The following is a 21,922-nucleotide window of genomic DNA, read 5'->3' as shown; positions in this document are numbered from 1 at the left end:
ATCGGCATTTTACGGAGAATTAACGGATTTTTCGAAACAATGCCGGGCAGGGCGGCGCTCTGCGGAGCTGCGCGGGTGGCTGAGTCGCGCGCAGGGCCGGGAATGTCACACCGGCGATGCCTAGATCGGAGTCCAGGCTGACAGCCGCCCGGCCCCCGTGACAAGAAGGAAGGAAAAATCGGGTGGACAGATGATGCCTTTCAGCAAGACCTTCGGGCCGTTCCTGTTGGCCTGCCTGCTCGCGGCGGCTCCGCCGGTCGCGCCGGCCCTGGCCGGGGAGTTCACGTTCAAGCGCGTCAAGCCGCCCAGCGCCGGCGCTACCCGGCGAATCGACGTGCAGATCACCCGCGCCGACCGTCCCGACCGGCCCGCGGCACCCGTCGCTGCCCCGCGGTCGCCCCGGGCTCAGACCGCGGATGTGGCGCTCGCCGCCGCCGCCACCGATCAGACTCGCGCCGGCAAAGCGCCTCACAGCACCCATCAGGACTGGTTCTGGACGGCCGTTTCCCCGGATATCGGCGTTCGCAACGGGCGTTTTCTTCAGGCGGCGCGTCTGGCCGCCCGCCCACCGCGCGGCAGTGGCATCTCGGCGCCGTCGCTGCGCCATCTGCAAAGCATTGCCAAAGCCCATGGCGACACGATCCTGCGCCACTCGGTCGGTACGCGGGTCTCGCCCGCTCTCGTCCTGGCGCTGATTTCGGTCGAGTCGGCGGGCCGCGCCGACGCGCTGAGCCATGCCGGTGCCCAGGGGCTGATGCAGCTTATCCCGGCCACGGCCGCGCGGTTCGGTGTGACCAACGCCAACGACCCGGTTCAGAATATCCGCGGGGGCGTCGCCTATCTCGACTGGCTCATGGGCGAGTTCGGCAACGACCCGGTCCTGGCGCTCGCGGGCTATAACGCCGGGGAGGGCGCGGTACGCCGCTATGCCGGGGTTCCACCCTATAGCGAGACACGGGCTTATGTGCCCAAGGTCCTGGCCGCCTGGAACGTCGCCCGGACGATGTGCACCAGACCGCCGGTGATGCCCGGAGACGGCTGCGTCTTTCAGGCTGCGTTCAGCGATTCGTGAAGCTGACTTCGAGACGTTCGCCTCAGGCGCGTCTCTTGCAGAAAATGCTGCCCTAAGATCCGGGTTCGGGGCCGGGAGATGGTGCTGTGAGAGAGGATTGAACTCTCGACCTCACCCTTACCAAGGGTGTGCTCTACCACTGAGCTACCACAGCAACCGTCTCGTCCCGGTTTCCCGGTCCAAAGATCCAATGGTCGACCGCATTCGGTGACCGCCGGAACACGGGGCGCCGATTAGCTCCATCTGCCAGAGGGCGCAACCCCCTTAGATGTGGCGGCCCGGCTGGACCCGCTCGGGCGGCGAGGCTATTTCCGGGAGGGATGACACGCTCCGCTCCCAAAACCCGCGAAGACCGCCTCAAGGCGGCGCTGAAGGCCAATATGGGCCGTCGCAAGGCCCAGGCTCGGGCCCGCGCGGCCGAAGAAAAGCCGGAGGACACATCGCAGGGCCAGGACGATCGCAGAGACGAAGGAAAGCCCGAAGAATGACCGATGCCCGATTTCACGATGCGGCGGGACGGCCGATGCGGCTCTGGGCGACGGATGCCGAGGATCTCCAGGTCGTCTCGGCGCTGTGCCAGGACGCGGTGCTGCCCGGGTCCGACATGCGCTATGTCGCGCGGTCGCGGCAGCTTGCGCTGCTGCTGAACCGGTTCCGCTGGGAAAATGGCGTGGCCACGCCCGAGCGGGTGCGGAGCCTGCTCACCGTCTCGGACGTGGCGGGCGTGCGCGGCCAGGGAGTCGTGCCGGGGGATGCCGACACGATCCTGTCGCTGCTCATGATGGAGTGGGTGCCCTCCGGGAAAGAGGGGGAGGTGGCGGGCGTTCTGCGCCTGACCTTCGCGGGCGATGGTGTCGTCGAGGCGCATTGCGACTGTCTGGACGTGACGCTGCACGACGTCACGCGGCCGCATGCGGCGGTTTCGGGCCGCGCCCCCGATCACGGCACATGATCGTCCGGCCGCTAGGGGCCGAGGATGCCGCCGCGTGGCATGCTCTGATGGCCGAGGGCACGCGCACGCATCCTGCGGCCTTTCTGCTCTCGCCCCGCGAAGTGGGCGAGATGACACAGGCGCAAGCAGTCGAGAGCGTGTCGCGCGGCCATCTCCACGGCCTGTTCGATGACGGGCTGATCGGCTTTTCCGGCCTGCATCTCTGGCAACTCGACCGGCTGCGCCACCGCGCCGATATCGGGCCGTTCTTCGTGACCGAGGGGCGGCGCGGGACCGAGGCCGCGAATACGCTGATGGAAGCGCTCGCCGCGCGCGCGAAAGAGGCGGGCGTGATCTGGCTCGATCTCTGGGTGGCGGCGTCCAACGGGCGCGCGCGCGCCTTCTACCGGCGCCACGACTTCGCCGAAATCGCCCGGCGGGAGGATGCGGTGCGGCTGGGCGAGCGTTCCGAGGACGACGTGCTGATGACGCGACGGCTGTCTCGTTAGGGGGCTGGTTCCCCCTCTGCCTGCAGGGTAGGCAGCGCCGACCCAAGATCCGGAGCGCTTCCGATGCCGCAGTTCCTCGCCACGACCGACGCCGATTTCGAGACCCGTTTCCAGGCCCTGCTGACGATGAAGCGGGAGGACGCGCCCGATGTCGACGAGGCCGTCGCCGCGATCATCGCCGATGTCCGCGCCCGCGGGGACGCAGCGGTGACCGAGCTGACCGCCCGGTTCGACCGGCTTGAACTGACCCCCGACCGCATGCGGGTGACGGAGGACGAGATCGAAGAGGCCGTGGCGCGCGTGCCGGAGGCCGAGCGCGACGCGCTGACCCTGGCCGCCGACCGCATCCGGGCCTACCACGCCCGCCAGATGCCCGAGGACGCGCGATGGACCGACGAGGCGGGCGCGACCTTGGGGTGGCGCTGGGGGGCGGTGGACGCGGCGGGGCTTTACGTCCCCGGCGGGCTCGCCAGCTACCCGTCCAGCGTGCTGATGAACGCGGTGCCCGCGCGGGTCGCGGGGGTCCGGCGGCTGGTGATGTGCGTCCCCGCGCCGGATGGGGTGCTGAACCCGCTGGTTCTTCTGGCCGCGCAGCTGTCGGGCGTGGACGAGGTCTATCGGATCGGCGGCGCTCAGGCCGTGGCCGCGATGGCCTACGGGACCGAGACGATCGCCTCGGTCGACAAGATCACCGGCCCCGGCAACGCTTATGTCGCGGCCGCCAAGCGGCGGGTCTTCGGTCGCGTGGGGATCGACATGATCGCGGGTCCGTCCGAGATCCTGGTCATCGCCGATGCCGAGAACGACCCCGACTGGATCGCCGTCGATCTGCTGAGCCAGGCCGAGCACGACGAGAGCGCCCAGTCGATCCTGATCACCGACGATGCCGTCTTCGGCCGGGCCGTGGCCGCCGCCGTCGACGCGCGGCTGGAGACGCTGGAGCGCCGTGCCATCGCCGGCGCCTCCTGGCGCGATTTCGGCGCGGTCGTCACCGTGCGCGATCTGACCGAGGCCGCCACGCTGTCGAATCGCATCGCGCCGGAGCACTTGGAACTGGCCGTGGCCGAGCCCGATGCTCTGGCGGAGCGGATCACCCATGCCGGCGCCATCTTCCTGGGGCAGTGGACGCCCGAGGCCATCGGCGACTATATCGGCGGCCCCAATCACGTGCTGCCCACGGCGCGGTCCGCCCGCTTTTCGTCGGGCCTGTCGGTGATGGACTTCCTCAAGCGCACGACCCTGGCTCGGATGACGCCCGAGAGCCTGCGCGCCATCGGTCCCGCAGCCGTCACCCTGGCCGGGTCTGAGAGCCTGGAGGCCCATGGCCTCTCCGTCCAAGCCCGGCTGGATCGGCTCAACCGGCCGTGAGCGGTGGGGCGCGCGTCTCCGCGCCCGCCGACGGGTGTCGGGACTTTCAGTTCGCCGCCCTGCGTTCCGGCGGTCGGATCCGCCGGCGTTGCGGCCAGGGCCTGCGCGTGCCACATCTTTCGGACCCTCTCCGCAGTCTCGAAGGCCGCCCATGACCTCCCGCATCGCCAACATTCAGATCGACGACCGCGGCCTGCCCACGCCTACCCCCGAGATCGAACAGGAGCGCGCCGTCGCCATTTTCGATCTCCTCGAGGACAATTCCTTCGCGCTTCTGGCCGAGGGCGCGCCCGAGGGGCCCTACGATCTGCACCTCGCGATTCGCGAACGCCGCCTCGTCTTCGAGATTTCGACCGAGGCGGGACCGGCCGGCGCGTTCCACCTGTCGCTCGGCCCCTTCCGCCAGGTGGTGAAGGATTACTGGCAGATCTGCGCGGCCTATTTCGACGCCGTCAAAAAGCTGCCCCCGTCCCAGATCGAGGCGATCGACATGGCGCGCCGCGGTATCCACAACGAGGGGGCCCGTATCCTGCAAGAACGGCTGGAGGGGAAGGCCGAGATCGACGTGGACACCGCCCGGCGCCTCTTCACGCTGATCTGCGTGCTGCATTTCGGGGGCTGAGGGCTTGGCCCGTCTCCCGCAGTCGGTGCTGTTTTGCTGCGACCACAATGCCGTGCGCTCGCCCATGGCCGAGGGGCTGATGAAGCAGATGCACGGGCATGAGATTTATGTTCAGTCCGCAGGGGTGAAGAACGACCTGGAGATCGATGGCTTCACCATCGCCGTCTGCGAGGAGATCGGGGTGGAGTTGTCGCGCCACCGCACCCGGTCCTTCCAGGAGATGCAGGAATGGGGCGACGACCTGGAGGGCTTCGACCTGATCGTCGCGCTCTCGCCCGCATCGCAGCGGATGGCGCAGGAACTGGCCCGTCACGCCCATATCGACGTCGAATACTGGCCGATCATGGACCCCACGGGCCTGGGCGAGACGCGGGAGGCGAAGCTGGCGAGCTATAGGGCGACACGGGATCAGATACGCGAGCGGCTGCGCGCCCGGTTCCCTAGCTGAGGCGGGCCTTGCGGCCGCGCCGACGTCCATAGACGCCTGCACCAATCACGCCCGACGCCAGAAGCAGCAAGGAAGACGGAAGCGGGATGGCCGACATCACCGCGGTTCCCTCGATCCGGAAGGCGGCGTTGCCGAGTCTTTGTCCGATGGCCGACGGGGTCGTCCAATCCGTTCCTCCGCCGAAACCGCCCCCTGGGTTCCGAAAGGCCGCGGGGGTGCCGTTTCCGTTGGCACCCGCGTCCCTGAGGAAGATCTGACCGAAGGTGCCATACTCTTCGATGGGCGTCAGGCCGATCCAGTAGGTGCCCGCCGACAGGGCAATGGAGAGGCCAGAGGCCGTGACATCGGTCGCGTTCGCGTCCGTCCTGACGGCATATGTCACGGGAGTCGATGAGATACCGAAATCGCCGCCACCGGAGGGATCGTCGGCGGCCGTCAGAGTGTCGCCATCGAAGATATTCAGCACGGCCATCCCGCTGCTCTCCGGCGCCTCGCTAGAGAAGAAGGAGGTCATGCTCTGGATCACGACGTCGGTCGCGAAGGTGACGTCGTCCACGATATAGGAGGAATAGGTCGGAAGGTCAGCGAATTCCTGATTGACGACGGAGCTCGCTCCGGGGCCCGTAAGTTGCTCGAACAAGGTCGCCGCGCTCGCGGGAAGGACGGACAGGCTAAGGGCGATCGCGGCGGTAAGACAGGCTTTCATGGACGACCCTTTACACACCGGTTTGGGCGAAACGATAGCCGATATGCGCCGACAGACAAAGGCGATATTCTCCTGACGGCCGGGTTCGCGAACGAGACGCTTTCTCGGCGCGTGTGAAGCGGCTAAGGCTGCCGGCATGCGCACCCCGGCGATTGCTCTTCTCAGGGGCGACGAGATCGCGCCCTATCTCGACGCCCTGGCCGCCCTTCGGGTCGCGGTGTTCCGCGACTGGCCCTATCTCTACGATGGCGACATGGCCTATGAACGGAACTACCTGCGCGCCTACCAGGCCCCCGGGGCCCTCGTCGTCGGCGCCTTCGACGGGGACGAGATGATCGGCGCGGCGACGGCTGCGCCGATGGAGCACCATGCCGAAGACTTCGCCGCCGCTTTCGCGGGGGAGGATCTGACCGGGATCTACTACTTGGCCGAATCGGTCCTGCTCCCGGCCTATCGGGGCCGCGGCCTCGGGCATCGCTTCTTCGACGCCAGGGAAGCGGAGGCGCGCAGGCTCGGGCGGGGGCGGGCGGTGTTCTGTTCCGTGATCCGTCCGCGCGACCATCCCGCCCGTCCCGAAGCGGCCCGCAGCCACGACCTGTTTTGGCGCGGGCGCGGCTATGCGCCCCTGCCGGGGAGGATCGCGCGGTTCTCCTGGCGCGACCTGGGCGCGCCGGACGAGACGGAGAAGCCGCTGCAATTCTGGGGCCGCGACCTGTGACCGGGGCGGTCGCGTCGCGGACCCCGCCGCCGGTCGTGACGCGGCGCGCCGAGCGCCAGCCATGAGGGTCGCCGCTGCCGCCTATCCCATGGACCCGGTGACGTCCTTCGACGCCTGGGCCGCGAAGGCCGCCGCCTGGGTCGAGGACGCGCGGGCCGACCTGCTCGTCTTCCCGGAATACGGCGCGATGGAGCTCGCCCATCTCGACGGCGCCGCTACGGCCGCCGACCTGGAGGCGAGCCTCCATGCCGCTGCCCGCCACGGCCCCGCCGCGCAGGAGGTCTGGGCCGATCTGGCGCGCCGTCACGCCTGCCATATCCTCGCCCCCTCGGGCCCCTGGGACGCGGGCGGGCCGCGCCCGGTCAACCGGGCCTGGCTGCACGGGCCGCAGGGGACGCTGGGCTACCAGGACAAGCAGATCATGACGCTGTTCGAGCGCGACTGGGATCTGCGTCCGGGCGACCCGTTGCGCACGTTCCGTCTGGGGCCGTTCACCGTGGGCGTCCTAATCTGCTACGACGCGGAGTTCGCCGCGCTGGGCGAGGCGCTGATCACTGCGGGCGTCGATCTGCTGCTGGTGCCCTCCTGCACCGATGCGGCGTCGGGCTGGGCGCGTGTGCGCGTCGGCGCCATGGCGCGTGCTTTGGAAGGGCAATGCGTCGCCGTCCATGCGCCGACCGTCGGCGCGTGCCCCTGGTCCCCGGCCGTCGATGAGAATCACGGTCGCGCGGCGCTTTACGCGCCGCCGGATCTGGGTTTCCCGGCCACGGGCGTGGTCGTCGAAGGCGCCTGGGACGCGCCTGGCTGGGTCCGCGCGAAGGTCGATCCCGGGGCGGTCGCCCGCCTGCGCAACTCCGGTGCGGTGCGCGGTCATGCCCATCGCGCCGAGGCCGCTGCCGCGGTGCGGCGGATTCGGCCTTGAAACTCTCGCTTTTTGCGCCCATCTACGCGCATCCGCCGCGCATTGCGGCGCCTATCCAGGAGAGACCATGGCCAAGGAAGAACTTCTCGAATTTCCCGGCGTCGTGAAGGAACTCCTGCCGAATGCGACATTCCGGGTCGAGCTCGAGAACGGCCATGAGATCATCGCGCATACGGCAGGCAAGATGCGCAAGAATCGCATCCGCGTCCTCGCCGGCGACAAGGTGCAGGTGGAGATGACGCCCTACGATCTGACCAAGGGCCGCATCAACTACCGCTTCAAGTAACCGCCCGCCTCGGGGGGCACGCTCATGTTGATTCTCGGATCCGGCTCGCCGCGCCGGTCGGAGCTGCTCGCGCAGCTCGGCCTCACTCCGGACGCCGTGCGCCCTCCCGAGATCGACGAAACGCCGCTTCCGGGCGAGTTGCCGCGTCGCTATTGCGAGCGGATCACGGCGGCGAAGCTGGCCGCGGTCGAAGCGGATTCCGAGGACATCGTGCTCTGCGCCGACACCACCGTCGCCGTGGGGCGCCGCATTCTGGGAAAGGCCGCCGATCCCGAGGAAGCCGCCGCGTTCCTGCGCCTTCTGTCGGGGCGCCGCCACAAGGTAATCACCTGCATCGCCGTCCGCCGGGGGAGCGCGGCCTGGCACCGCACCTCCGTTTCCTCGGTCCGGCTCAAGCGTCTGTCCGAGCGGGAGATCGCGGGCTATCTCGCCACCGGCGACTGGAAGGGCAAGGCCGGCGCCTACGCGATCCAGGGCCCGGCCGCGGCCTTCGTGGCTTGGATCGAGGGCAGCCATTCCGGCATCGTCGGTCTGCCCCTGCACGAGACTGCCACACTGCTGCAACAGGCCGGATTGGAGATCTGGAAATGAGCACGGATCAGATCGTCCTGGGCCTGCATGACGGCCGCCCCGCGGCGGCGTGGCTGCGCGACGGGCGTCTGCACGACCTGCTGATCGACCCCAAGGGCGACGGCCCGCGGCCCGGCGCCGTCTATCGCGCCGTCTGCGACCGTCCGGTGAAGGGGCAGGGGGGCATGTTCGTTAAGCTGCCCGACGGGCTGTCGGGCTGGCACCGCAACGCTAAGGGCCTGAAGCCGGGTCAGGAAATCCTGGTCCAGGTCAGCGGCCATGCCGAGCCGGGCAAGGCCGTGCCGGTGACAGACCGCGTTCTGTTCAAGTCGCAGCTCTGCATCGTGACCCCGGACGCTCCAGGGGTGAACGTCGCCCGCTCGGTCAAGGATGAGGACACGCGGGAGCGGCTGCTTGAGATCGCCCATGACCGCCTGCCCGAGACCCGTGGCCGCATTGGCCTGATCCTGCGCAGCGCCGCCGCCCTGGCCGACCCGGACGATATCGAGGCCGATATCGACGAAACCTGGGCCGTCGCCCAATCCGTCCTGCAGGATCGTGGATCTGGCCCCGAGCATCTGCTCGACGGGCCCGACGCGCAGATGCAGGCTTGGCGCGAGTGGCCAAAAGCGCCGGTGGTCGAGGACTGGGGCATCGTCCTCGACCATCTCGACGCGCTTCGCTCGCCCCGGGTCACGCTCGGCCCCGTGACGGTCTGGATCGAGCCGACCCGTGCCCTTGTCGCCGTCGACGTCAACACGCCCGAGACGGGCGCCGGCGGGTTGCGGGCCAATCTCGCAATGGTGAAGGAGTTGCCGCGCCAACTGCGCCTCCGGGGCCTGGGCGGCCAGATCGTGCTGGATCTGGCCCCGATGCCCAAGAAGGACCGCCGTGGATTCGAGGCCGCTCTGCGGGCGGCCTTCCGCGACGATCCCGTGGAGACCTCGCTGATCGGCTGGACCCCCTTGGGGCATTTCGAACTGACCCGCCGGCGCGAACGCATCCCTTTGGAGGAGCTCCTGTGAGCTGTCCCGTCTGCGAGAAAGCCGCCGACCCGGCCTACCGCCCATTCTGCTCGCGCCGCTGCGCCGATATCGATCTCGGGCGCTGGCTGACCGGAGGATATGCGATCCCGTCCGACGCCCCGGAGGACGCGGAAGAGGCCGAGCCGTCGCGAGATCGCGACACAGACGACGGATGACGATTTCGGGTCTGGACAGTCCCCGCCGGCTGTCTTATTTCGCCCCCACCCCGCGACGGAGTTTCGTCCGCCGCACCCGTGCCTGGGTAGCTCAGGGGTAGAGCAGTGGATTGAAAATCCTCGTGTCGGTGGTTCGATTCCGCCCCCGGGCACCACTTCCTTGGCGGGAAGATGTTTATCTCCAACAGTTTGAGCCACTTGCAGTCGCCGATGGGACACTTCTCGGGTCACATCGGGGACACATGGGCTATGACTGTGACGATGAAGCTGAAGTATATCGACAAGCTGGGTGGCGGGCGGCTGCGCTTCCGCAGACGCTTCCCGAAGGACGTGCAGCCGCTGCTTGGAGAGGAGTTCTTTCAGGTGCCCATGAAGGCGCGTGAGGGGCATGCTCTGGTCACCGAACGGGAGCGGATGCTGGCAGCCTTCGAAAAGGTGGTGCGGCAGGCCAGGGGGCGCGAGCGGATGTCGCCGCTGGAGCGGTGGCGGGCGTCCGTGGTCGAGGCCGATCAGATGCAAGCCGAGGTGCGGGGCTTCGAGGGGCCGGATGGGGAGGACGACCGGCGGGAGGTGCTGGCCGAGAGCCTGCAGCAGCAGGCGGCCGACCCGATGCTGGTCAAGGCGGTGATGGCGCCTAAGGCCAAGGAGCCCGAGGTCACCCTTCGTGACGCCCGGAACATCTACCTTCAGGAGCGTCTGCGGGGCGTCGAGAAGGGCAACAACTATGACCGGCTGAAGCGGGTCTCAGCCTGCATTGAGAAGACCCTCGGCAAGCTGGAAGACTTGGCGCTCATTGATCTGCGCCGCGAACACGCCCGCAAGCTCCGGGACGCGATGCTGGCGACACCGAAGGCCGATGGGTCTCTTCGCCTCCCCTCGTCGGTCGCGCGGGAGTTGACGATGGTCCGCACCATGATCGCCGTCGCCATCACCGAGTTCGATCTACAGGGCAAGGTCTCCAACCCTTTCGAGAACCTGGAGATTGCGGGGGCTGACGCTCGGCCGGAAACGGACAGCAGCAAGCGCGACCCGCTCCCGGCGTCGGTGATACTGGCGATGCGGAAGCGGCTGCAGACCAGCGCAAGAGACCCTGCCCTCGGCCACATCTGGCGGCTCTTGGAGGGCACCGGCTGCCGGGTCTCTGAGGTGGCAGGCCTGCGGGTGCAGGATGTGGACCTTGTGGCTGATGTGCCACACATCCGCGTCCAATGGCATGAAGACCGCCGGGTGAAGACGAAGGTCTCCATCCGTTCCGTGCCCCTCATTGGGGACGCTCTGAGCGCTGCTAGGGAGGCCGTGAAGCTGGCCGGGGCTAGTCCCGCCTTGTTCCCCAAGTATGCCTCCCAGAGGGGCGGAGATGCGGCCTCAGCCGCGCTGATGAAGCACCTTCGCACGATCACGAAGAACCGCCGTCACGTGAACCACTCGCTGCGGCACAACATGAAGGATTGGCTATCCGAGGCACGGGTGGACGACACCACGGCCAACCGCATCCTTGGCCATGCTCAAGGCAGCTTGGGCAACAGGGTCTATGGCGGCGACGAGGCCAAGCTGCGAATTGCTCGGGACGCCCTCACGGCTGCCCTGCGGTTCGCCCCCTCGGAGGCCCGCTGAGAGCCCCCCAGAGGCCCTTGAAGGTCTCCGAGGGGCAGCCGCGTCAGGGCCCTCACGAGAAGGTCAGCAGGCCCGCCTTGGGGGGCGCCTCGTTCACGTCCTCGACTTCGATGGTGAATGTCTGCAGCGCGGTCAGAGCGCCGTCCGAGACCTCGACAGTGATCTCGAAATTCTCACTCGCTTCGAAGTCCAGAGCGCCGGCCAGAACCACGTTACGCCATTGAGGGCGGCCGCCATCGCGCCATTCCGAATGGCCCCTTCGTCGTCAGGTCCGTACCGACGGCGGTGTCACTGAAGGATTTCTTTCGGCCACGCCTCCCTGTCGGCGCGGCTTCTCAGCTTATCAGCGGGGTCAAACCAGACGGCCGGGATGGCTTGGCGTCTCTGACTTTCACGATCCCAGCCTCGGGTCTGCCGACCGCACGTATGATTGCCCCGATCTGCATAAGCTGGTCCGACAGCGGGTTGCTTGTCCGCCAGATCATGCCGATCTTGCGGGAGGGCCGTGGCGCGGGGAACCGGTCGATCGCGACCTTCGCCGAGCGCGTTTCCAGCTCGACGGCCATCTCGGGGATCAGCGTCAGACCTATGCCGGCCCCGACCATCTGCACGAGGGTGGATAGCGAGTTGCCTTCCATCAGCTGACGCGGGCGGCTTTCGGAGATTTGGCAAAACGTCAGGGCCTGGTCGCGAAAACAGTGCCCCTCTTCGAGCAGGAGGAGTTTCATCGTCTGCAGTGTCCGTGGGGTCGGGATCGGTTTGCCTGCGTCATCAGCCGGGCGGACCAGAACGAAATCCTCCTCGAACAGGGCAAACTCCGTCAGTGTCGGCTCCGACACGGGCAAGGCGACCACGGCAATATCGAGCCGGCCTTCCTGCAGATCGTGGATGAGCGAGCGGGTCACGGCCTCTCGCAATTCGAGGTCGAGGTCGGGGAATCGGGATGACAGGGCGGAGATGATCGCGGGCAGGAGATACGGCGCGACGGTCGGGATCACCCCAAGCCGGAGCCGCCCCGCCAACGGCCCGCGCCCGACCCGGGCGAGATCGTCGAGTTCCTCGACCGCGAGCAGGATCTCCCGCGCCTTGCGCAGCAATCGCTCTCCCAGAGAGGTCAGCCGTATGTGCCGAGCGCCCCGTTCCACGAGGGGGGCATGGAACATCTCCTCCAATTGCTTGATCTGCATCGACAAGGCCGGTTGGGATATCGCACAGGCCTCTGCCGCACGTCCGAAATGCTGATGCCGGGCCAGGGTTTCGAAGTAGCGGAGCTGTTTCAGGGTAATGCCGTTCATAAGGCTTGCTTATCACAGTCTTCAGGACATCCAATTGGAGATAATGAAGTCGGCTTGTTAGAACAATTCTAGGTTGGGCCGTGCGCCCGACGACGCTTTACATCAAGGGAGAGACCCATGGACGGCAACAACGTCACCCCAGTCGGCTGCCCCGTCATGCATGGTGGGAACACCGAGATCGGCAACAGCGTCACCAAGTGGTGGCCGCGGACGCTGAACCTCGACATCCTGCACCAGCACGGCGCCCGCACCAACCCGATGGATCCCGACTACGACCACCGCGAGGCGGTCAAGGCGCTCGATTTCGACGCCGTGAAGGAGGACGTGAAAGCGCTCCTGACCGACAGCCAGGAGTGGTGGCCGGCGGACTGGGGCCATTACGGCGGCTTGATGATTCGCCTCGCGTGGCACTCGGCGGGCTCCTACCGGATGGGCGACGGCCGCGGCGGCGCGGGCTCCGGCAACATCCGCTTCGCCCCTCTCAATTCCTGGCCGGACAACGCGAGCCTGGACAAGGCGCGGCGGCTTCTGTGGCCCGTGAAGAAGAAATACGGCAACGCGCTCTCCTGGGCGGACCTCATCATCCTGGCAGGCAACATGGCCTATGAGTCGATGGGGCTGAAAACCTTCGGGTTCGGCTTCGGGCGCGAGGACATCTGGGGGCCGGAGACGGACGTGAACTGGGGCGCCGAGAACGAATGGCTCGCCCCGTCGGAGAACCGCTATGGCGACCTCGACGATACCTCCACGCTCTTCAACCCGCTCGCCGCGGTCCACATGGGCCTCATCTATGTCAACCCCGAAGGCGTGAACGGCAACCCCGACCCGGCCCGCACCGCGCTGCATGTCCGTGAGACCTTTGCGCGGATGGCGATGAACGACGAGGAAACCGCGGCTCTGACCTGCGGCGGCCACACCGTCGGGAAGGCGCATGGCGGCGGCGACCACGCGCATATCGGCGCCGAGCCCGAGGGCTGCCCGGTGCACGCCCAGGGGTTCGGCTGGGCCAACCCCGGTATGGAGGGCAAGGCCACGAACGCCTTCACCTCCGGCATCGAGGGCGCCTGGACGAAGCACCCGACCCAGTGGGACATGGGCTATTTCGACTATCTCTTCGGCTATGAGTGGGAACTGACCAAATCCCCCGCAGGCGCCAATCAGTGGAAGCCTATTGGGATGCCCGAGGACGAGATGCCGGTCGACCCGACCGACCCGTCCGTGCGCCGCATGCCGATGATGACGGACGCCGACATGGCGATGAAGGTCGATCCGATCTACAACGAGATCTGCCAGAAATTCCGCGCCGATCCGGAGTATTTCGCGGATTGCTTCGGGCGCGCCTGGTTCAAGCTGACCCACCGCGACATGGGTCCGAAGGCCAATTACTACGGCCCCGACGTGCCTGCGGAAGACCTGATCTGGCAGGATCCGATCCCGGCCGGTCCGACCGGCTACGACGTTGCCGCGGTCAAGTCGAAGATCGCCGACAGCGGCCTCACCGCCGCTGAGATGATCGCGACCGCCTGGGACAGCGCGCGGACCTTCCGCGGCTCCGACAAGCGGGGCGGTGCCAATGGCGCGCGCATCCGTCTGGCGCCACAGAAGGACTGGGTCGGCAACGAGCCGGAGCGTCTGGCCAAGGTGCTTGGCATCCTGGAGCCGATCGCGGCGGAGACTGGCGCGTCGATCGCCGATGTGATCGTTCTGGCCGGCAATGTCGGCCTCGAAAAGGCGATCGAGGCGGCGGGCCATGACGTCGAGGTGCCCTTCGCACCGGGCCGGGGTGATGCCACCGACGAGATGACGGATGCCGACAGCTTCTCGGTGCTGGAGCCGCTCGCTTGCGGGTTCCGCAACTTCCAGAAGGAGAAATACGCCGTCGCGCCCGAAGAGCTGATGCTCGACAAGGCGCAGCTTCTGGGGCTGACCGCCGCGGAAATGACGGTTCTCGTCGGCGGCATGCGGGTGCTGGGCGCCAATTACGGTGGCAACAAGCACGGCGTCTTCACCGACCGGGAAGGCCGGTTGACGAACGACTTCTTCGTCAACCTGACCGACATGGCCTATGAATGGGTGCCCGCCGCGGACGACATCTACGAAATCCGCGACCGCAAGACCGGCGCGGTGAAGTGGACGGCGACGAGCGCGGACCTCGTCTTCGGCTCCAACTCCATCCTGCGCGCCTATGCGGAGGTCTATGCCCAGGACGACAACGGCGAGAAGTTCGTTCGCGACTTCGTGGCCGCCTGGACCAAGGTCATGGAAGCGGACCGTTTCGATCTGATCGCCTGATCGCAGGCATGGTCTGGGCAGCCCGAGCGCTGCCCAGACCTCATCTTCTCTGAATGAACCCAAATCCGCCTGATCTTCCGCCTCACGCAGGGAGCATCGGTCGAGACGAAGAGAAACTAGGTCTGACCAGTCCGCAGAGGGGTGACTTCGTCTTGGGTATCGCTGGGGTAGCAGGAGCGACGTGCTTGAACGCTCCGGCGTGAGACGGGTCGAAACGATCTGCCAAGCGCGCAGGTAAAAGTTTTCAATCGGCTAGGTTGCAGGTTGAGCGATCCTGAAACAGGGCGCGCGGATCGACAGACCAATTGAAAAGCCTCTTGCCGGTGGTACGATTTGGGCCCCGGGCACCACTTTCCTGATTAAAGATACTGATCCTAATCATATTTCTCTACAGAGAGCTGGAGGTGGAGATCATGCCGGAGATCAAAGCTGCCCCGTACACGTTCGTGAAAGAGGGCATCTTTTACCACTCGCGTCGGGTTCCGAGCGACCTGTCCGCTCCCTACAACGCAAACCGGATCATGTATTCGCTCCGCACGAGATATGCGGTGGTCGCCATGTAGAGGGCACAACGTGCGGTACGGCAACGCGACGATCTCGTCAGGCTGACCGAGGTGGTGGAGACTACGGTAACCTCTCCATCGATGTCTGGCGCTGCGGAGGCGGCAAGAGGTCGGTCCTGCCCGACCGGGACCGGGACCGCATGCGGCTGGGCGATCGAGCGGGGGATCTCGGCCGCTGAGTGGGCGTGCGACACCAACATGGCGACCTGCCGAAGCCTGGTCGCGATCGTTTCGGGCTTGTGCTTCTTCGGGGGCATTTCTGGCCCCTCCGAGCGGCTTGGGCGCCTCTTTCTAGGAGGAAGCCAGCCTTCAGAGGCGGGACGCTAACCTCGCGCGGCGTTTCCGAAGCTGGCGGACAGGTGAGCCGGCATCGCCGATTGGCGGCAATGAGGGCTTGCCACTTTCTTGGAACCGGACGGTGCCGCGCGTCGCACCCTGCGCAAGACGTGGCCGGCAACGCGTCATTCAGCGGAGGACTCTGCTGACGCTCTGCGTCGTGCCTCGGGGTCCTGCGTCAGGGCGAACCGCTTTGTTGTGCGCCCGCACCTGTGCCGACATCTTCCTGCATGGTGTCGCCTTCCGATGCCCGACGGCGGACGCTCGCGATCATGGTCTCGCGTATCTCCGCTGGCTGCTCCTCCAGCGCCTCGGTGAGGTGACGCAGATCGCGCCGCACCCTGTGCAGATGGTCGATGAGGGTCAGCACGACTGGCACCGCGTCGTTCGGAACCGCCATCTCCTTTCGCAAATCGCACAGCAGGCGCACGCGCGCGATGTCGATCTCGTCGAAGACCGGACCCGTACTGGCATGGGCCGGACGGACCCAGCCCTCGCGGACCCAGAACCGCAATTCGCGCAGTGTGACCCGCTCGACGCGGGCCACCACGCCCCGTTCGTCAATGCTCATGTCATCCTCCTGAGATCCGCACGTGGGTCAAAATCCGACGCCTTGCGCCAGCGCTCCGCAAGACGTCGCATTTCGTCGTCGATCTTCTTGGGCAGGACGATCTTCAACCGCACCATCTGATCGCCGGACCCGTTGCGGCGCTGCACGCCCTTTCCCTTGAGCCGCAAGCGCTGACCCGAGGACGCCCCCTCCGGGATCGTCATGGAAACGGGGCCGGAAACTGTCGGCACATCGACCTTGTGGCCCAGCACCGCCTCGTCGACCGTGATGGGCAACTCCATCTCGATATTGTCCCCGTCGCGACTGAAGACAGGATGCGGCTTGACGGCGATCGTCACGAACGCGTCGCCCGGCGGCCCGTCCCCATTTCCGGGCCCGCCCTTGCCGCGCAGCCGGAGAACCTGGCCATCCGAGACCCCGGCCGGGACGGTCAGTTCGATGGAGCGGCCATCCGGCATGGTGACGGTACGCTTCGCGCCCCGGACGGCGTCGAGAAAATCGACCGAGAGATGGTACCGCAGATCGGGGCCTCTGCGGTGGAACTCTTGGTGGGTCGTGCCACCGCCGCGTGCGCGCCGCCCGAAGAGCTCCGAATACAGGTCGGACATGTCTTCGGTGCCGCGACCGAACCCACCGGAAAATCCCTCGTAGCGCGGACCGCCGTCATAGCGCCGCCCCTCATTCTCGCTGGCGTAGTGGTGGTAATAATGCGGCTGTGGCCGTTCTTGCCCGGACGCGTCGATCTCACCGGCATCGAAGCGCCGCCTCTTCTCCGCGTCGCGCAGCAGATCGTAGGCCGCAGAGACCGCTTGGAATTCAGCCTGCTTTCCAGGGTCGTCGGGGTGAAGGTCCGGGTGCAGCGACTTGGCAAGCCGACGATAGGCCTTTTTGATCTCGTCCTGAGAGGCGTCTTTCGAAACGCCGAGGATGTCGTAGGGGTCGTTGCTCATGGCGGGCCTTCACATTCCTAGACCTTGGCGTCTTCGCCGAGCCAACCGATAATATCGCTTGAAGGCATGGCCCCGGCGCGGCGTCCGATTTCGCGGCCTCGACGAAACGCTACCAGCAGAGGGATGCCCCGGATGCCGTAGCGGCTCCCCGATTCCGGATAGGCTTCGGTGTCGAGTTTGACGAAACGGGCCCGCCCCTTGAGCTGCTTCGCCGCCTTGGCGAATTCCGGAGCCATCATGCGGCACGGGCCGCACCAAGCCGCCCAGAAATCGACCACGAGCGGCAGATCATCTGTTCTCTCGGCCTTTTTCAGAACGTCGAGCGACACCTCCACGGGTCCGTCGGAGATCAGACGCGCCCCGCAGGTGGCGCATTTCGGGCCTTCGTTCAGGCGGTTCTCCGGCAGCCGGTTGCCCTGGCCGCAGGCCAAACAAGTCAGCTTCAGCACCATTTATAAACTCCCATCCAGCCGGACTGGCCCGGATCCCTCGACGACGGTCCCACAAAGGTCAGAACCAGACGTGCCGTCCCAAAGGGTAACGGGCTCTCTGACGGTTGAATTTGAGATCGATCAAGCCGCGCACGCATGCCAGGCCGTCGATGCCGCGACCGTCTCGTCCGGAGTGATCCAGCGCGTCTTCGGATCTCGAAAGCTGGCTGCGCTTCGCCAGCGGCCGCCATCGGCGATGAACCTAGTCTCGGGCATGTGCCGAGACCGCCATGGCCGTGTCCAAGCGTCGGCTGCATCCTCGCCTCCGGCGGGGGGGCTGATAGCATGACCGGCGGGGCAGGGGCGGACCTGTTCGCGTTTCTTCGCACGGATACCGCTTCAGATGCCATAATCACGAAGTTCGAGGCGGACGGCAAACTGGTGCAGGACGATCAGGTCTTTGGGTTAGGGAATGGCCGCGTCGACTTGCGGTTGCTGGACAAGTCTGACGTCCTCGGGCTGCTGTGGGACGGAGCCGCTTCGTTCAACGTTCGTACGAAGGCGCTGTCCGTCGATATCGACGGCCCGAGCGGACCACGAGTATTGCGTGCTATCGCGACATTCGAGGGGCCTCCTGCGTTCGGCCTGGACGATGTCATGGTCTTCCGAACAACGGATAGCTCTTCAGCGTGGCATCGGCTGGCGATGGTGGCAGGTTCGGACATGGAGTCGAAGCATTGCGCGCATCCCCCGTTCTGCCAGGCCGGGCTGCCAGGACGGCGCATCGTACCAGAGCCGCCGCAGCGCCCTGTCCTCTACTTCGGTTAAAGCGTGGGCGGGCGGAACCCAAAGGGGCCTTCTCGCCTGAATGGTGTGACTTCGGTTGGGGCGTCTCGCGAGGCTTAGGATCGGCCTGCGTTGGATCGTGATACCCGTGTAGTCTTCGGCGTCCTTGGGTATAATTAACAGGCTGCTGAAGAAGTCGGCTTCGCGGGACGGCTTTCCGGTCCGTCAGATGTCTGGGTGGTGCGCTCGATCTCATTGCGCTGTGGTCCGAGCCGCCCGCTCTGCCTCGTCGCCATTACCCGGCGAGAAGCCGTGGCAGCCGGGCGGGGTTGCTGGCGGCCATCGCCAGGATGAAGCGGGAGCGGACGCGTTCGAGGCCGCGGTAGACGGTCTGCGCCATGCCGGCGATGGTCTTGGCCCATCCGAAGGGCTCTTCGATGCGCTTTCGGTGCTTCTGGGACAGCGCGTTGGGGAACCCACCCACTACCTGATCTTCCCTGTACGCGAAGCAATGCTTGATGGCGGTGGCTATGACCATTTTCCTGGCATGTGGAGCGCACTTGCGCCGCTGATCACGGGCTTGTGGGGGATCTCGGTCGTCATCACCGAAGCCCGCAAAGACAAGCGTGGGTTGTCAAACGTCAACGCGCATGGGGCGACGAACGATCAGGCGAGATTTCGGCAAGTCTCTTGGCAAGAGCATCGAAGGTGAAGGGACAGTCCCAGCGCTCTCGCGGCTTCTGCACCGTGATGACGTAGCGCGCGGGCCAGGAGGGGCGGAGATGTCGTCGATCTGGTCCAACTCGGCGGGTCCCGTCACGCGAATGGTGATCTCGTCGCGGTGGATGCGCTTGTCGTCTGTCAGGAACAGCGCGACGCGGTCGGGCGTCGGCCTGTCGGGGTCGATCTTGGATTTTGACTGCGCCTGAAACAGGATAGGGGGCTGGAACTGCTCGCCCGTCTCCGCCCCATCGGCCTTCGCTGCGGCCTCAGAGGCCGCCTGGCAGTCGAGGGCCTGGCCGCCCACCTTGCGCCAAGCCGAAGAGCGCAGGACAGGAAAGGGGAAGTCCGCCCCCCAGGCGCGGCGTGCAGCGGCGTCATCTCTCCTCCGTCGGCCGCGAAAGGCGCCAACTCGAGCCGCTAGAGTTCTCTATTCCGCAACCCTCCATGAAACCGTGATACCTTCAGCATCGGCCATGAGCGCCGACCGGACACCCTCGGTTGCGCCAGGGTTGCGCGGTCTTCAAGCTGTCACTGAGTCGAAGAGGAGGCTCCGTGATGATGACCCGAGACCGAACGCATCCCAACGTTCCTCAAGTCGATCAGTCCGACCGTCTTGTGCCTCGCAACCTCCGACAATCCGGCCCGACCCCGGTGCAGATGCTGATCTCGACCCGGGTGCGGAAATCTCCGTTCTGGCATCTGTCGATCGAAGCCGGGTGCTGGCGCGCCACCGTCTACAACCGCATGTACCATCCGCGCGGCTTCGTCCGGCCCGAGGATGGCGGCGCAATGGCCGAATATGATGCGCTGGTGAACCGTGTGACCCTCTGGGACGTCGCTGTGGAGCGCCAGATCCGTGTGCGCGGCGCCGATGCCGAGGCCTTCGTCAACCGCGTCGTCACCCGCGATGTCATCAGGATCGCGCCGATGCGCGGCCGCTACGTCATCGTCTGCAACGCGCAGGGCGGCATCGTCAACGACCCCGTCCTCCTGCGGCTGGCCGAGGACGAGTTCTGGTTCTCGGCGTCCGATAGCGATCTGATGCTCTGGCTTCAGGGGGTCAATGTCGGTCTGGGATACGATGTGGCGATCGACGAACTGGACGTCGCCCCGTTGCAGATCCAGGGGCCGCTCTCCGAGGATTTCATGACGGATCTCTTCGGACAGGCGATCCACGATCTGCCTTATTACGGGCTGATCGACACCGAGATCGCCGGGTGTTCCGTCCTGGTCAGCCAGACCGGCTTTTCCGGAGAGAAAGGCTATGAGATCTTCGTCCGCGACGCGTCGCTGAATGCCGAGGCGGTCTGGTATGCCGTGCGTGGCCACGGGGCGCGCTACGGGTTGCGGGTGATCGCGCCTGCGCATCACCGCCGGATCGCCGCGGGCATCCTGTCCTGGGGGCAGGACATGGATGCCGAGACCTCTCCCTTCCAGCTGAATCTCGCCTATCAGGTCCCGCGCGAGAAAGCGGCGGACTATATTGGGCGCGCCGCTCTCGAACGGGCCCGGGCCGAGATCGAAGCCGGACGATACCCGTTCAAGCTCAAGATGGTGGGGCTTGCCATGGGCGGGGCGCCGATCACCGATTACGCGCCGGATTTCTGGTTGATCTCCGCGCCGGGCAAGGGGCGCGTGGGCTATGTGACGTCGCCCTGGTGGTCGCCCGAACTGGGGCACAACATCGCATTGGGCTTCGTCCCATATGAGCTGACGGCGCCCGGCACGCGTCTGAAGGTGGAGCTGCCCGAGGCCTATACCGAAACGTCGGGCCAGCCGGTCGAGGCCGAGGTCGTCGACGTCCCGTTCCGCCCCTCGGCGCATCCGAGCGAACGCGAACGCGCCCGCGCCAAGGCCCGCGACGATGTGCGCTGATCGACCGGGAGCCGGCGAAATGGGTGCGCGGATCGTCGACGAACCCACGGACGCGCTCCTGCAGCGCCTGTTCGTCTCGCAAGGTGCCGTTCCGCTGGGCTTCGAGCTTTTCCCGCCCCGCAGCGCGGAGCTTCGCGAGGCGCTCTGGACCACGGTCGACCGGCTTTCGCCTGTTGCGGAGGCCGGCTTTTCGGTCACCATGGGCGCGGGCGGCAGCACGCGCGCCGGCACGCATGACACCGCCGTCGAGGTTGCCCGGCGCAGCGGCCGGCCGGTGACCGCGCATCTGACCGCGCTCGGGCTCTCGAAGGACGAGGCGCTGGGCGCCGCCGACGCTTTGTGGGGCGCGGGGATCACGCGGATCCTCGCGCTCCGCGGCGACCGACCGAGACACGCGCCCGAGCCGCTACCTGCGGGTTTTGATCATGCTTCTGATCTCGTGGCCGCGCTCGCCGCACGTCACGATTTCGAAATCACCGTTGCCGCCTATCCCGAAAAGCACCCCGAGGCCGAGACGCTTGACGGAGATATCGAGCATCTCAAAGAAAAGCTGGACGCGGGGGCGAAGGCGGCGATCTGCCAGTTCGTCCTCGATCCCGCGGCTTATGGCAGGTTCCTGGAGACCTGCGGACGCCACGGCATCGACGCGCCGATCGTGCCCGGCGTGATGCCGCTGGAAGGGTGGACGCGGGTGCGCTCCTTTGCGGTGGCGAACGGGACAGGCGTGCCCGATTGGCTGGACCGCCTGTTCGCGAAAGGCGAGGAAACGCCGGAGCTGATGCCTTACCTGTCCGCCGTCGCCACCGTCGAACATGCCCGTCGGCTGATCGCCTACGGGGCCCCGTGGCTGCATGTCTACGCGATGAACCGCTGGCCATTGCCGCTCGCCTTGGCGCGACTGCTGGGGCGCTGATCCGGGCGCGGCGTGACGCAGGCGAGCCACTCTACGGAGCGGTGGCCTCGGCTCGCGATGTGGCTGTTCTACTTGTTGTCTCTGGCCCAGATGGTGTCGCCGGCTGCCCCGCGGCATCTGGTGTGCTAAAGCGGCGGACCTTTACGTAGGCGCATAGCCTGCATGACGGAGGTAGTTCCGGCATTCGTCTGCGCTGAACATTCGACAGATCGAGCCGATC

At 66.6% G+C, this 21,922-nt stretch carries 25 protein-coding genes, 2 tRNA genes and 1 pseudogene; 20 read left to right on the top strand and 8 right to left on the bottom strand.

The features are described 5' to 3' along the window. Positions 1-193: 193 nt before the first annotated feature. Positions 194-1,072, top strand: a complete 879-nt coding sequence (locus DTQ71_RS17620) for a lytic transglycosylase domain-containing protein (RefSeq protein WP_109565711.1) — start codon at positions 194-196, stop codon at positions 1,070-1,072. Positions 1,073-1,151: 79 nt separating this feature from the next. Here the strand turns inward: DTQ71_RS17620 and DTQ71_RS17615 are convergent. Beyond that, a tRNA-Thr gene (locus DTQ71_RS17615) sits at positions 1,152-1,226 on the bottom strand. Positions 1,227-1,392: 166 nt separating this feature from the next. Here DTQ71_RS17615 and DTQ71_RS23595 point away from each other — a divergent pair. The 6 genes from DTQ71_RS23595 to DTQ71_RS17590 all read left to right on the top strand — a co-directional run bounded on the left by DTQ71_RS23595 (position 1,393) and on the right by DTQ71_RS17590 (position 4,950). Then, the gene (locus DTQ71_RS23595; protein ID WP_170125485.1) at positions 1,393-1,560 is read left to right on the top strand and encodes a hypothetical protein; all 168 of its coding nucleotides are present in this window, start codon (positions 1,393-1,395) and stop codon (positions 1,558-1,560) included. Beyond that, positions 1,557-2,024, top strand: coding sequence for a DUF2948 family protein (locus tag DTQ71_RS17610; RefSeq protein WP_109565620.1), 468 nt, complete (start codon positions 1,557-1,559; stop codon positions 2,022-2,024). Before DTQ71_RS23595 ends, DTQ71_RS17610 begins: the two co-directional genes overlap by 4 nt. Beyond that, positions 2,021-2,512, top strand: a complete 492-nt coding sequence (locus DTQ71_RS17605) for a GNAT family N-acetyltransferase (protein WP_109565619.1) — start codon at positions 2,021-2,023, stop codon at positions 2,510-2,512. Before DTQ71_RS17610 ends, DTQ71_RS17605 begins: the two co-directional genes overlap by 4 nt. A 63-nt stretch (positions 2,513-2,575) precedes the next feature. Next, on the top strand, positions 2,576-3,880 hold the full coding sequence (gene hisD / locus DTQ71_RS17600; RefSeq protein WP_109565618.1) for a histidinol dehydrogenase: 1,305 nt from the start codon (positions 2,576-2,578) through the stop codon (positions 3,878-3,880). 151 nt (positions 3,881-4,031) lie between these two features. Next, positions 4,032-4,502: a UPF0262 family protein gene (locus tag DTQ71_RS17595; protein WP_109565617.1), complete on the top strand. Its 471-nt coding sequence runs from the start codon at positions 4,032-4,034 to the stop codon at positions 4,500-4,502. A gap of 4 nt (positions 4,503-4,506) precedes the next feature. Beyond that, positions 4,507-4,950, top strand: a complete 444-nt coding sequence (locus DTQ71_RS17590; protein WP_109565616.1) for an arsenate-mycothiol transferase ArsC — start codon at positions 4,507-4,509, stop codon at positions 4,948-4,950. Here the strand turns inward: DTQ71_RS17590 and DTQ71_RS17585 are convergent. Then, a complete protein-coding gene (locus tag DTQ71_RS17585) occupies positions 4,943-5,794 on the bottom strand; it encodes a PEP-CTERM sorting domain-containing protein (protein ID WP_146204888.1) in 852 nt (283 codons plus the stop codon). The genes DTQ71_RS17590 and DTQ71_RS17585 overlap by 8 nt on opposite strands. Between DTQ71_RS17585 and DTQ71_RS17580 the strand changes: the two genes are divergently transcribed. The 8 genes from DTQ71_RS17580 to DTQ71_RS17545 all read left to right on the top strand — a co-directional run bounded on the left by DTQ71_RS17580 (position 5,793) and on the right by DTQ71_RS17545 (position 10,967). After that, positions 5,793-6,374, top strand: coding sequence for a GNAT family N-acetyltransferase (locus DTQ71_RS17580; protein ID WP_109565614.1), 582 nt, complete (start codon positions 5,793-5,795; stop codon positions 6,372-6,374). The two genes, DTQ71_RS17585 and DTQ71_RS17580, sit on opposite strands and share 2 nt — an antisense overlap. Before the next feature lie 61 nt (positions 6,375-6,435). Then, on the top strand, positions 6,436-7,296 hold the full coding sequence (locus tag DTQ71_RS17575; protein ID WP_109565613.1) for a carbon-nitrogen hydrolase family protein: 861 nt from the start codon (positions 6,436-6,438) through the stop codon (positions 7,294-7,296). A 67-nt stretch (positions 7,297-7,363) separates the two neighbouring features. Next, positions 7,364-7,582 (top strand): translation initiation factor IF-1, encoded by a 219-nt coding sequence (infA, locus tag DTQ71_RS17570; protein WP_007205486.1) that lies wholly within the window; start codon positions 7,364-7,366, stop codon positions 7,580-7,582. Positions 7,583-7,606: 24 nt separating this feature from the next. Continuing rightward, complete coding sequence (locus tag DTQ71_RS17565; RefSeq protein WP_109565612.1) at positions 7,607-8,173, top strand: Maf family protein; 567 nt, start codon at positions 7,607-7,609, stop codon at positions 8,171-8,173. After that, positions 8,170-9,177 (top strand): ribonuclease E/G, encoded by a 1,008-nt coding sequence (locus DTQ71_RS17560; RefSeq protein ID WP_109565611.1) that lies wholly within the window; start codon positions 8,170-8,172, stop codon positions 9,175-9,177. The genes DTQ71_RS17565 and DTQ71_RS17560 overlap by 4 nt, the downstream gene beginning before the upstream one ends. Continuing rightward, positions 9,174-9,353, top strand: a complete 180-nt coding sequence (locus DTQ71_RS17555; protein WP_109565610.1) for a DNA gyrase inhibitor YacG — start codon at positions 9,174-9,176, stop codon at positions 9,351-9,353. The genes DTQ71_RS17560 and DTQ71_RS17555 overlap by 4 nt, the downstream gene beginning before the upstream one ends. A gap of 80 nt (positions 9,354-9,433) precedes the next feature. Next, positions 9,434-9,508: transfer RNA gene (locus DTQ71_RS17550), tRNA-Phe, on the top strand. Positions 9,509-9,602: 94 nt separating this feature from the next. After that, on the top strand, positions 9,603-10,967 hold the full coding sequence (locus DTQ71_RS17545) for a tyrosine-type recombinase/integrase (RefSeq protein WP_146204887.1): 1,365 nt from the start codon (positions 9,603-9,605) through the stop codon (positions 10,965-10,967). A 52-nt stretch (positions 10,968-11,019) separates the two neighbouring features. Here DTQ71_RS17545 and DTQ71_RS23590 read toward each other — a convergent pair whose 3' ends face one another. Together DTQ71_RS23590 and DTQ71_RS17540 are read right to left on the bottom strand one after the other, a co-directional pair. Further along, positions 11,020-11,178, bottom strand: coding sequence for a cadherin repeat domain-containing protein (locus tag DTQ71_RS23590; RefSeq protein ID WP_170125484.1), 159 nt, complete (start codon positions 11,176-11,178; stop codon positions 11,020-11,022). Positions 11,179-11,302: 124 nt separating this feature from the next. Then, entirely contained in the window at positions 11,303-12,262 is a 960-nt protein-coding gene (locus DTQ71_RS17540) for a hydrogen peroxide-inducible genes activator (RefSeq protein WP_109565608.1), read from the bottom strand. Between the two features lie 117 nt (positions 12,263-12,379). On the opposite strand from DTQ71_RS17540, the gene katG reads away from it, so the two are divergent. Together katG and DTQ71_RS24960 are read left to right on the top strand one after the other, a co-directional pair. Continuing rightward, entirely contained in the window at positions 12,380-14,554 is a 2,175-nt protein-coding gene (katG, locus tag DTQ71_RS17535) for a catalase/peroxidase HPI (RefSeq protein WP_109565607.1), read from the top strand. A 413-nt stretch (positions 14,555-14,967) separates the two neighbouring features. After that, positions 14,968-15,117, top strand: a complete 150-nt coding sequence (locus DTQ71_RS24960; RefSeq protein ID WP_407066414.1) for a DUF6538 domain-containing protein — start codon at positions 14,968-14,970, stop codon at positions 15,115-15,117. 514 nt (positions 15,118-15,631) lie between these two features. Here the strand turns inward: DTQ71_RS24960 and DTQ71_RS17525 are convergent. Genes DTQ71_RS17525 through trxC form a run of 3 tightly spaced genes read right to left on the bottom strand, consistent with a single transcriptional unit; the run spans position 15,632 to position 17,426 of the window. Next, positions 15,632-16,024, bottom strand: coding sequence for a MerR family transcriptional regulator (locus tag DTQ71_RS17525; protein WP_109565605.1), 393 nt, complete (start codon positions 16,022-16,024; stop codon positions 15,632-15,634). Beyond that, positions 16,021-16,974 (bottom strand): DnaJ C-terminal domain-containing protein, encoded by a 954-nt coding sequence (locus tag DTQ71_RS17520; RefSeq protein WP_109565604.1) that lies wholly within the window; start codon positions 16,972-16,974, stop codon positions 16,021-16,023. Before DTQ71_RS17520 ends, DTQ71_RS17525 begins: the two co-directional genes overlap by 4 nt. 17 nt (positions 16,975-16,991) lie before the next feature. After that, positions 16,992-17,426, bottom strand: coding sequence for a thioredoxin TrxC (gene trxC, locus DTQ71_RS17515; protein WP_109565603.1), 435 nt, complete (start codon positions 17,424-17,426; stop codon positions 16,992-16,994). Positions 17,427-17,750: 324 nt separating this feature from the next. Between trxC and DTQ71_RS17510 the strand changes: the two genes are divergently transcribed. After that, positions 17,751-18,233 carry a hypothetical protein gene (locus DTQ71_RS17510; RefSeq protein WP_109565602.1) on the top strand — a complete coding sequence of 161 codons (483 nt, stop codon included), beginning with the start codon at positions 17,751-17,753 and terminating at the stop codon, positions 18,231-18,233. A 253-nt stretch (positions 18,234-18,486) separates the two neighbouring features. On the opposite strand, the pseudogene DTQ71_RS17505 reads toward DTQ71_RS17510, so the two are convergent. Next, positions 18,487-18,657, bottom strand: a pseudogene (locus tag DTQ71_RS17505) (transposase); the annotation flags it as partial. Positions 18,658-19,469: 812 nt separating this feature from the next. On the opposite strand from DTQ71_RS17505, the gene DTQ71_RS17495 reads away from it, so the two are divergent. Both DTQ71_RS17495 and DTQ71_RS17490 read left to right on the top strand, forming a co-directional pair. Continuing rightward, positions 19,470-20,789, top strand: coding sequence for a glycine cleavage T C-terminal barrel domain-containing protein (locus tag DTQ71_RS17495; protein WP_109565600.1), 1,320 nt, complete (start codon positions 19,470-19,472; stop codon positions 20,787-20,789). Positions 20,790-20,808: 19 nt separating this feature from the next. Beyond that, positions 20,809-21,702 (top strand): methylenetetrahydrofolate reductase, encoded by an 894-nt coding sequence (locus tag DTQ71_RS17490; RefSeq protein ID WP_170125483.1) that lies wholly within the window; start codon positions 20,809-20,811, stop codon positions 21,700-21,702. The last annotated feature ends 220 nt before the right edge of the window (positions 21,703-21,922 follow it).

It is taken from the genome of Jannaschia seohaensis (assembly GCF_900116765.1).
GTDB classification, from domain to species: Bacteria; Pseudomonadota; Alphaproteobacteria; order Rhodobacterales; family Rhodobacteraceae; genus Jannaschia; species Jannaschia seohaensis.
The sequence above is the reverse complement of the archived record's forward strand: the minus strand, read 5'-3'. Positions and strand labels throughout refer to the sequence as shown.

Excerpts from the sequence above, each read along its gene's own strand:
- DTQ71_RS17620 (WP_109565711.1), top strand. The coding sequence starts at position 194 with ATGCCTTTCAGCAAGACCTTCGGGCCGTTCCTGTTGGCCTGCCTGCTC.
- DTQ71_RS23595 (WP_170125485.1), top strand. The coding sequence starts at position 1,393 with ATGACACGCTCCGCTCCCAAAACCCGCGAAGACCGCCTCAAGGCGGCG.
- DTQ71_RS17610 (WP_109565620.1), top strand. The coding sequence starts at position 1,557 with ATGACCGATGCCCGATTTCACGATGCGGCGGGACGGCCGATGCGGCTC.
- DTQ71_RS17605 (WP_109565619.1), top strand. The coding sequence starts at position 2,021 with ATGATCGTCCGGCCGCTAGGGGCCGAGGATGCCGCCGCGTGGCATGCT.
- hisD (WP_109565618.1), top strand. The coding sequence starts at position 2,576 with ATGCCGCAGTTCCTCGCCACGACCGACGCCGATTTCGAGACCCGTTTC.
- DTQ71_RS17595 (WP_109565617.1), top strand. The coding sequence starts at position 4,032 with ATGACCTCCCGCATCGCCAACATTCAGATCGACGACCGCGGCCTGCCC.
- DTQ71_RS17580 (WP_109565614.1), top strand. The coding sequence starts at position 5,793 with ATGCGCACCCCGGCGATTGCTCTTCTCAGGGGCGACGAGATCGCGCCC.
- DTQ71_RS17585 (WP_146204888.1), bottom strand. The coding sequence starts at position 5,794 with ATGCCGGCAGCCTTAGCCGCTTCACACGCGCCGAGAAAGCGTCTCGTT.
- DTQ71_RS17575 (WP_109565613.1), top strand. The coding sequence starts at position 6,436 with ATGAGGGTCGCCGCTGCCGCCTATCCCATGGACCCGGTGACGTCCTTC.
- infA (WP_007205486.1), top strand. The coding sequence starts at position 7,364 with ATGGCCAAGGAAGAACTTCTCGAATTTCCCGGCGTCGTGAAGGAACTC.
- DTQ71_RS17565 (WP_109565612.1), top strand. The coding sequence starts at position 7,607 with ATGTTGATTCTCGGATCCGGCTCGCCGCGCCGGTCGGAGCTGCTCGCG.
- DTQ71_RS17560 (WP_109565611.1), top strand. The coding sequence starts at position 8,170 with ATGAGCACGGATCAGATCGTCCTGGGCCTGCATGACGGCCGCCCCGCG.
- DTQ71_RS17545 (WP_146204887.1), top strand. The coding sequence starts at position 9,603 with ATGACTGTGACGATGAAGCTGAAGTATATCGACAAGCTGGGTGGCGGG.
- DTQ71_RS17540 (WP_109565608.1), bottom strand. The coding sequence starts at position 12,262 with ATGAACGGCATTACCCTGAAACAGCTCCGCTACTTCGAAACCCTGGCC.
- katG (WP_109565607.1), top strand. The coding sequence starts at position 12,380 with ATGGACGGCAACAACGTCACCCCAGTCGGCTGCCCCGTCATGCATGGT.
- DTQ71_RS24960 (WP_407066414.1), top strand. The coding sequence starts at position 14,968 with ATGCCGGAGATCAAAGCTGCCCCGTACACGTTCGTGAAAGAGGGCATC.
- DTQ71_RS17525 (WP_109565605.1), bottom strand. The coding sequence starts at position 16,024 with ATGAGCATTGACGAACGGGGCGTGGTGGCCCGCGTCGAGCGGGTCACA.
- DTQ71_RS17520 (WP_109565604.1), bottom strand. The coding sequence starts at position 16,974 with ATGAGCAACGACCCCTACGACATCCTCGGCGTTTCGAAAGACGCCTCT.
- trxC (WP_109565603.1), bottom strand. The coding sequence starts at position 17,426 with ATGGTGCTGAAGCTGACTTGTTTGGCCTGCGGCCAGGGCAACCGGCTG.
- DTQ71_RS17510 (WP_109565602.1), top strand. The coding sequence starts at position 17,751 with ATGACCGGCGGGGCAGGGGCGGACCTGTTCGCGTTTCTTCGCACGGAT.
- DTQ71_RS17495 (WP_109565600.1), top strand. The coding sequence starts at position 19,470 with ATGATGACCCGAGACCGAACGCATCCCAACGTTCCTCAAGTCGATCAG.
- DTQ71_RS17490 (WP_170125483.1), top strand. The coding sequence starts at position 20,809 with ATGGGTGCGCGGATCGTCGACGAACCCACGGACGCGCTCCTGCAGCGC.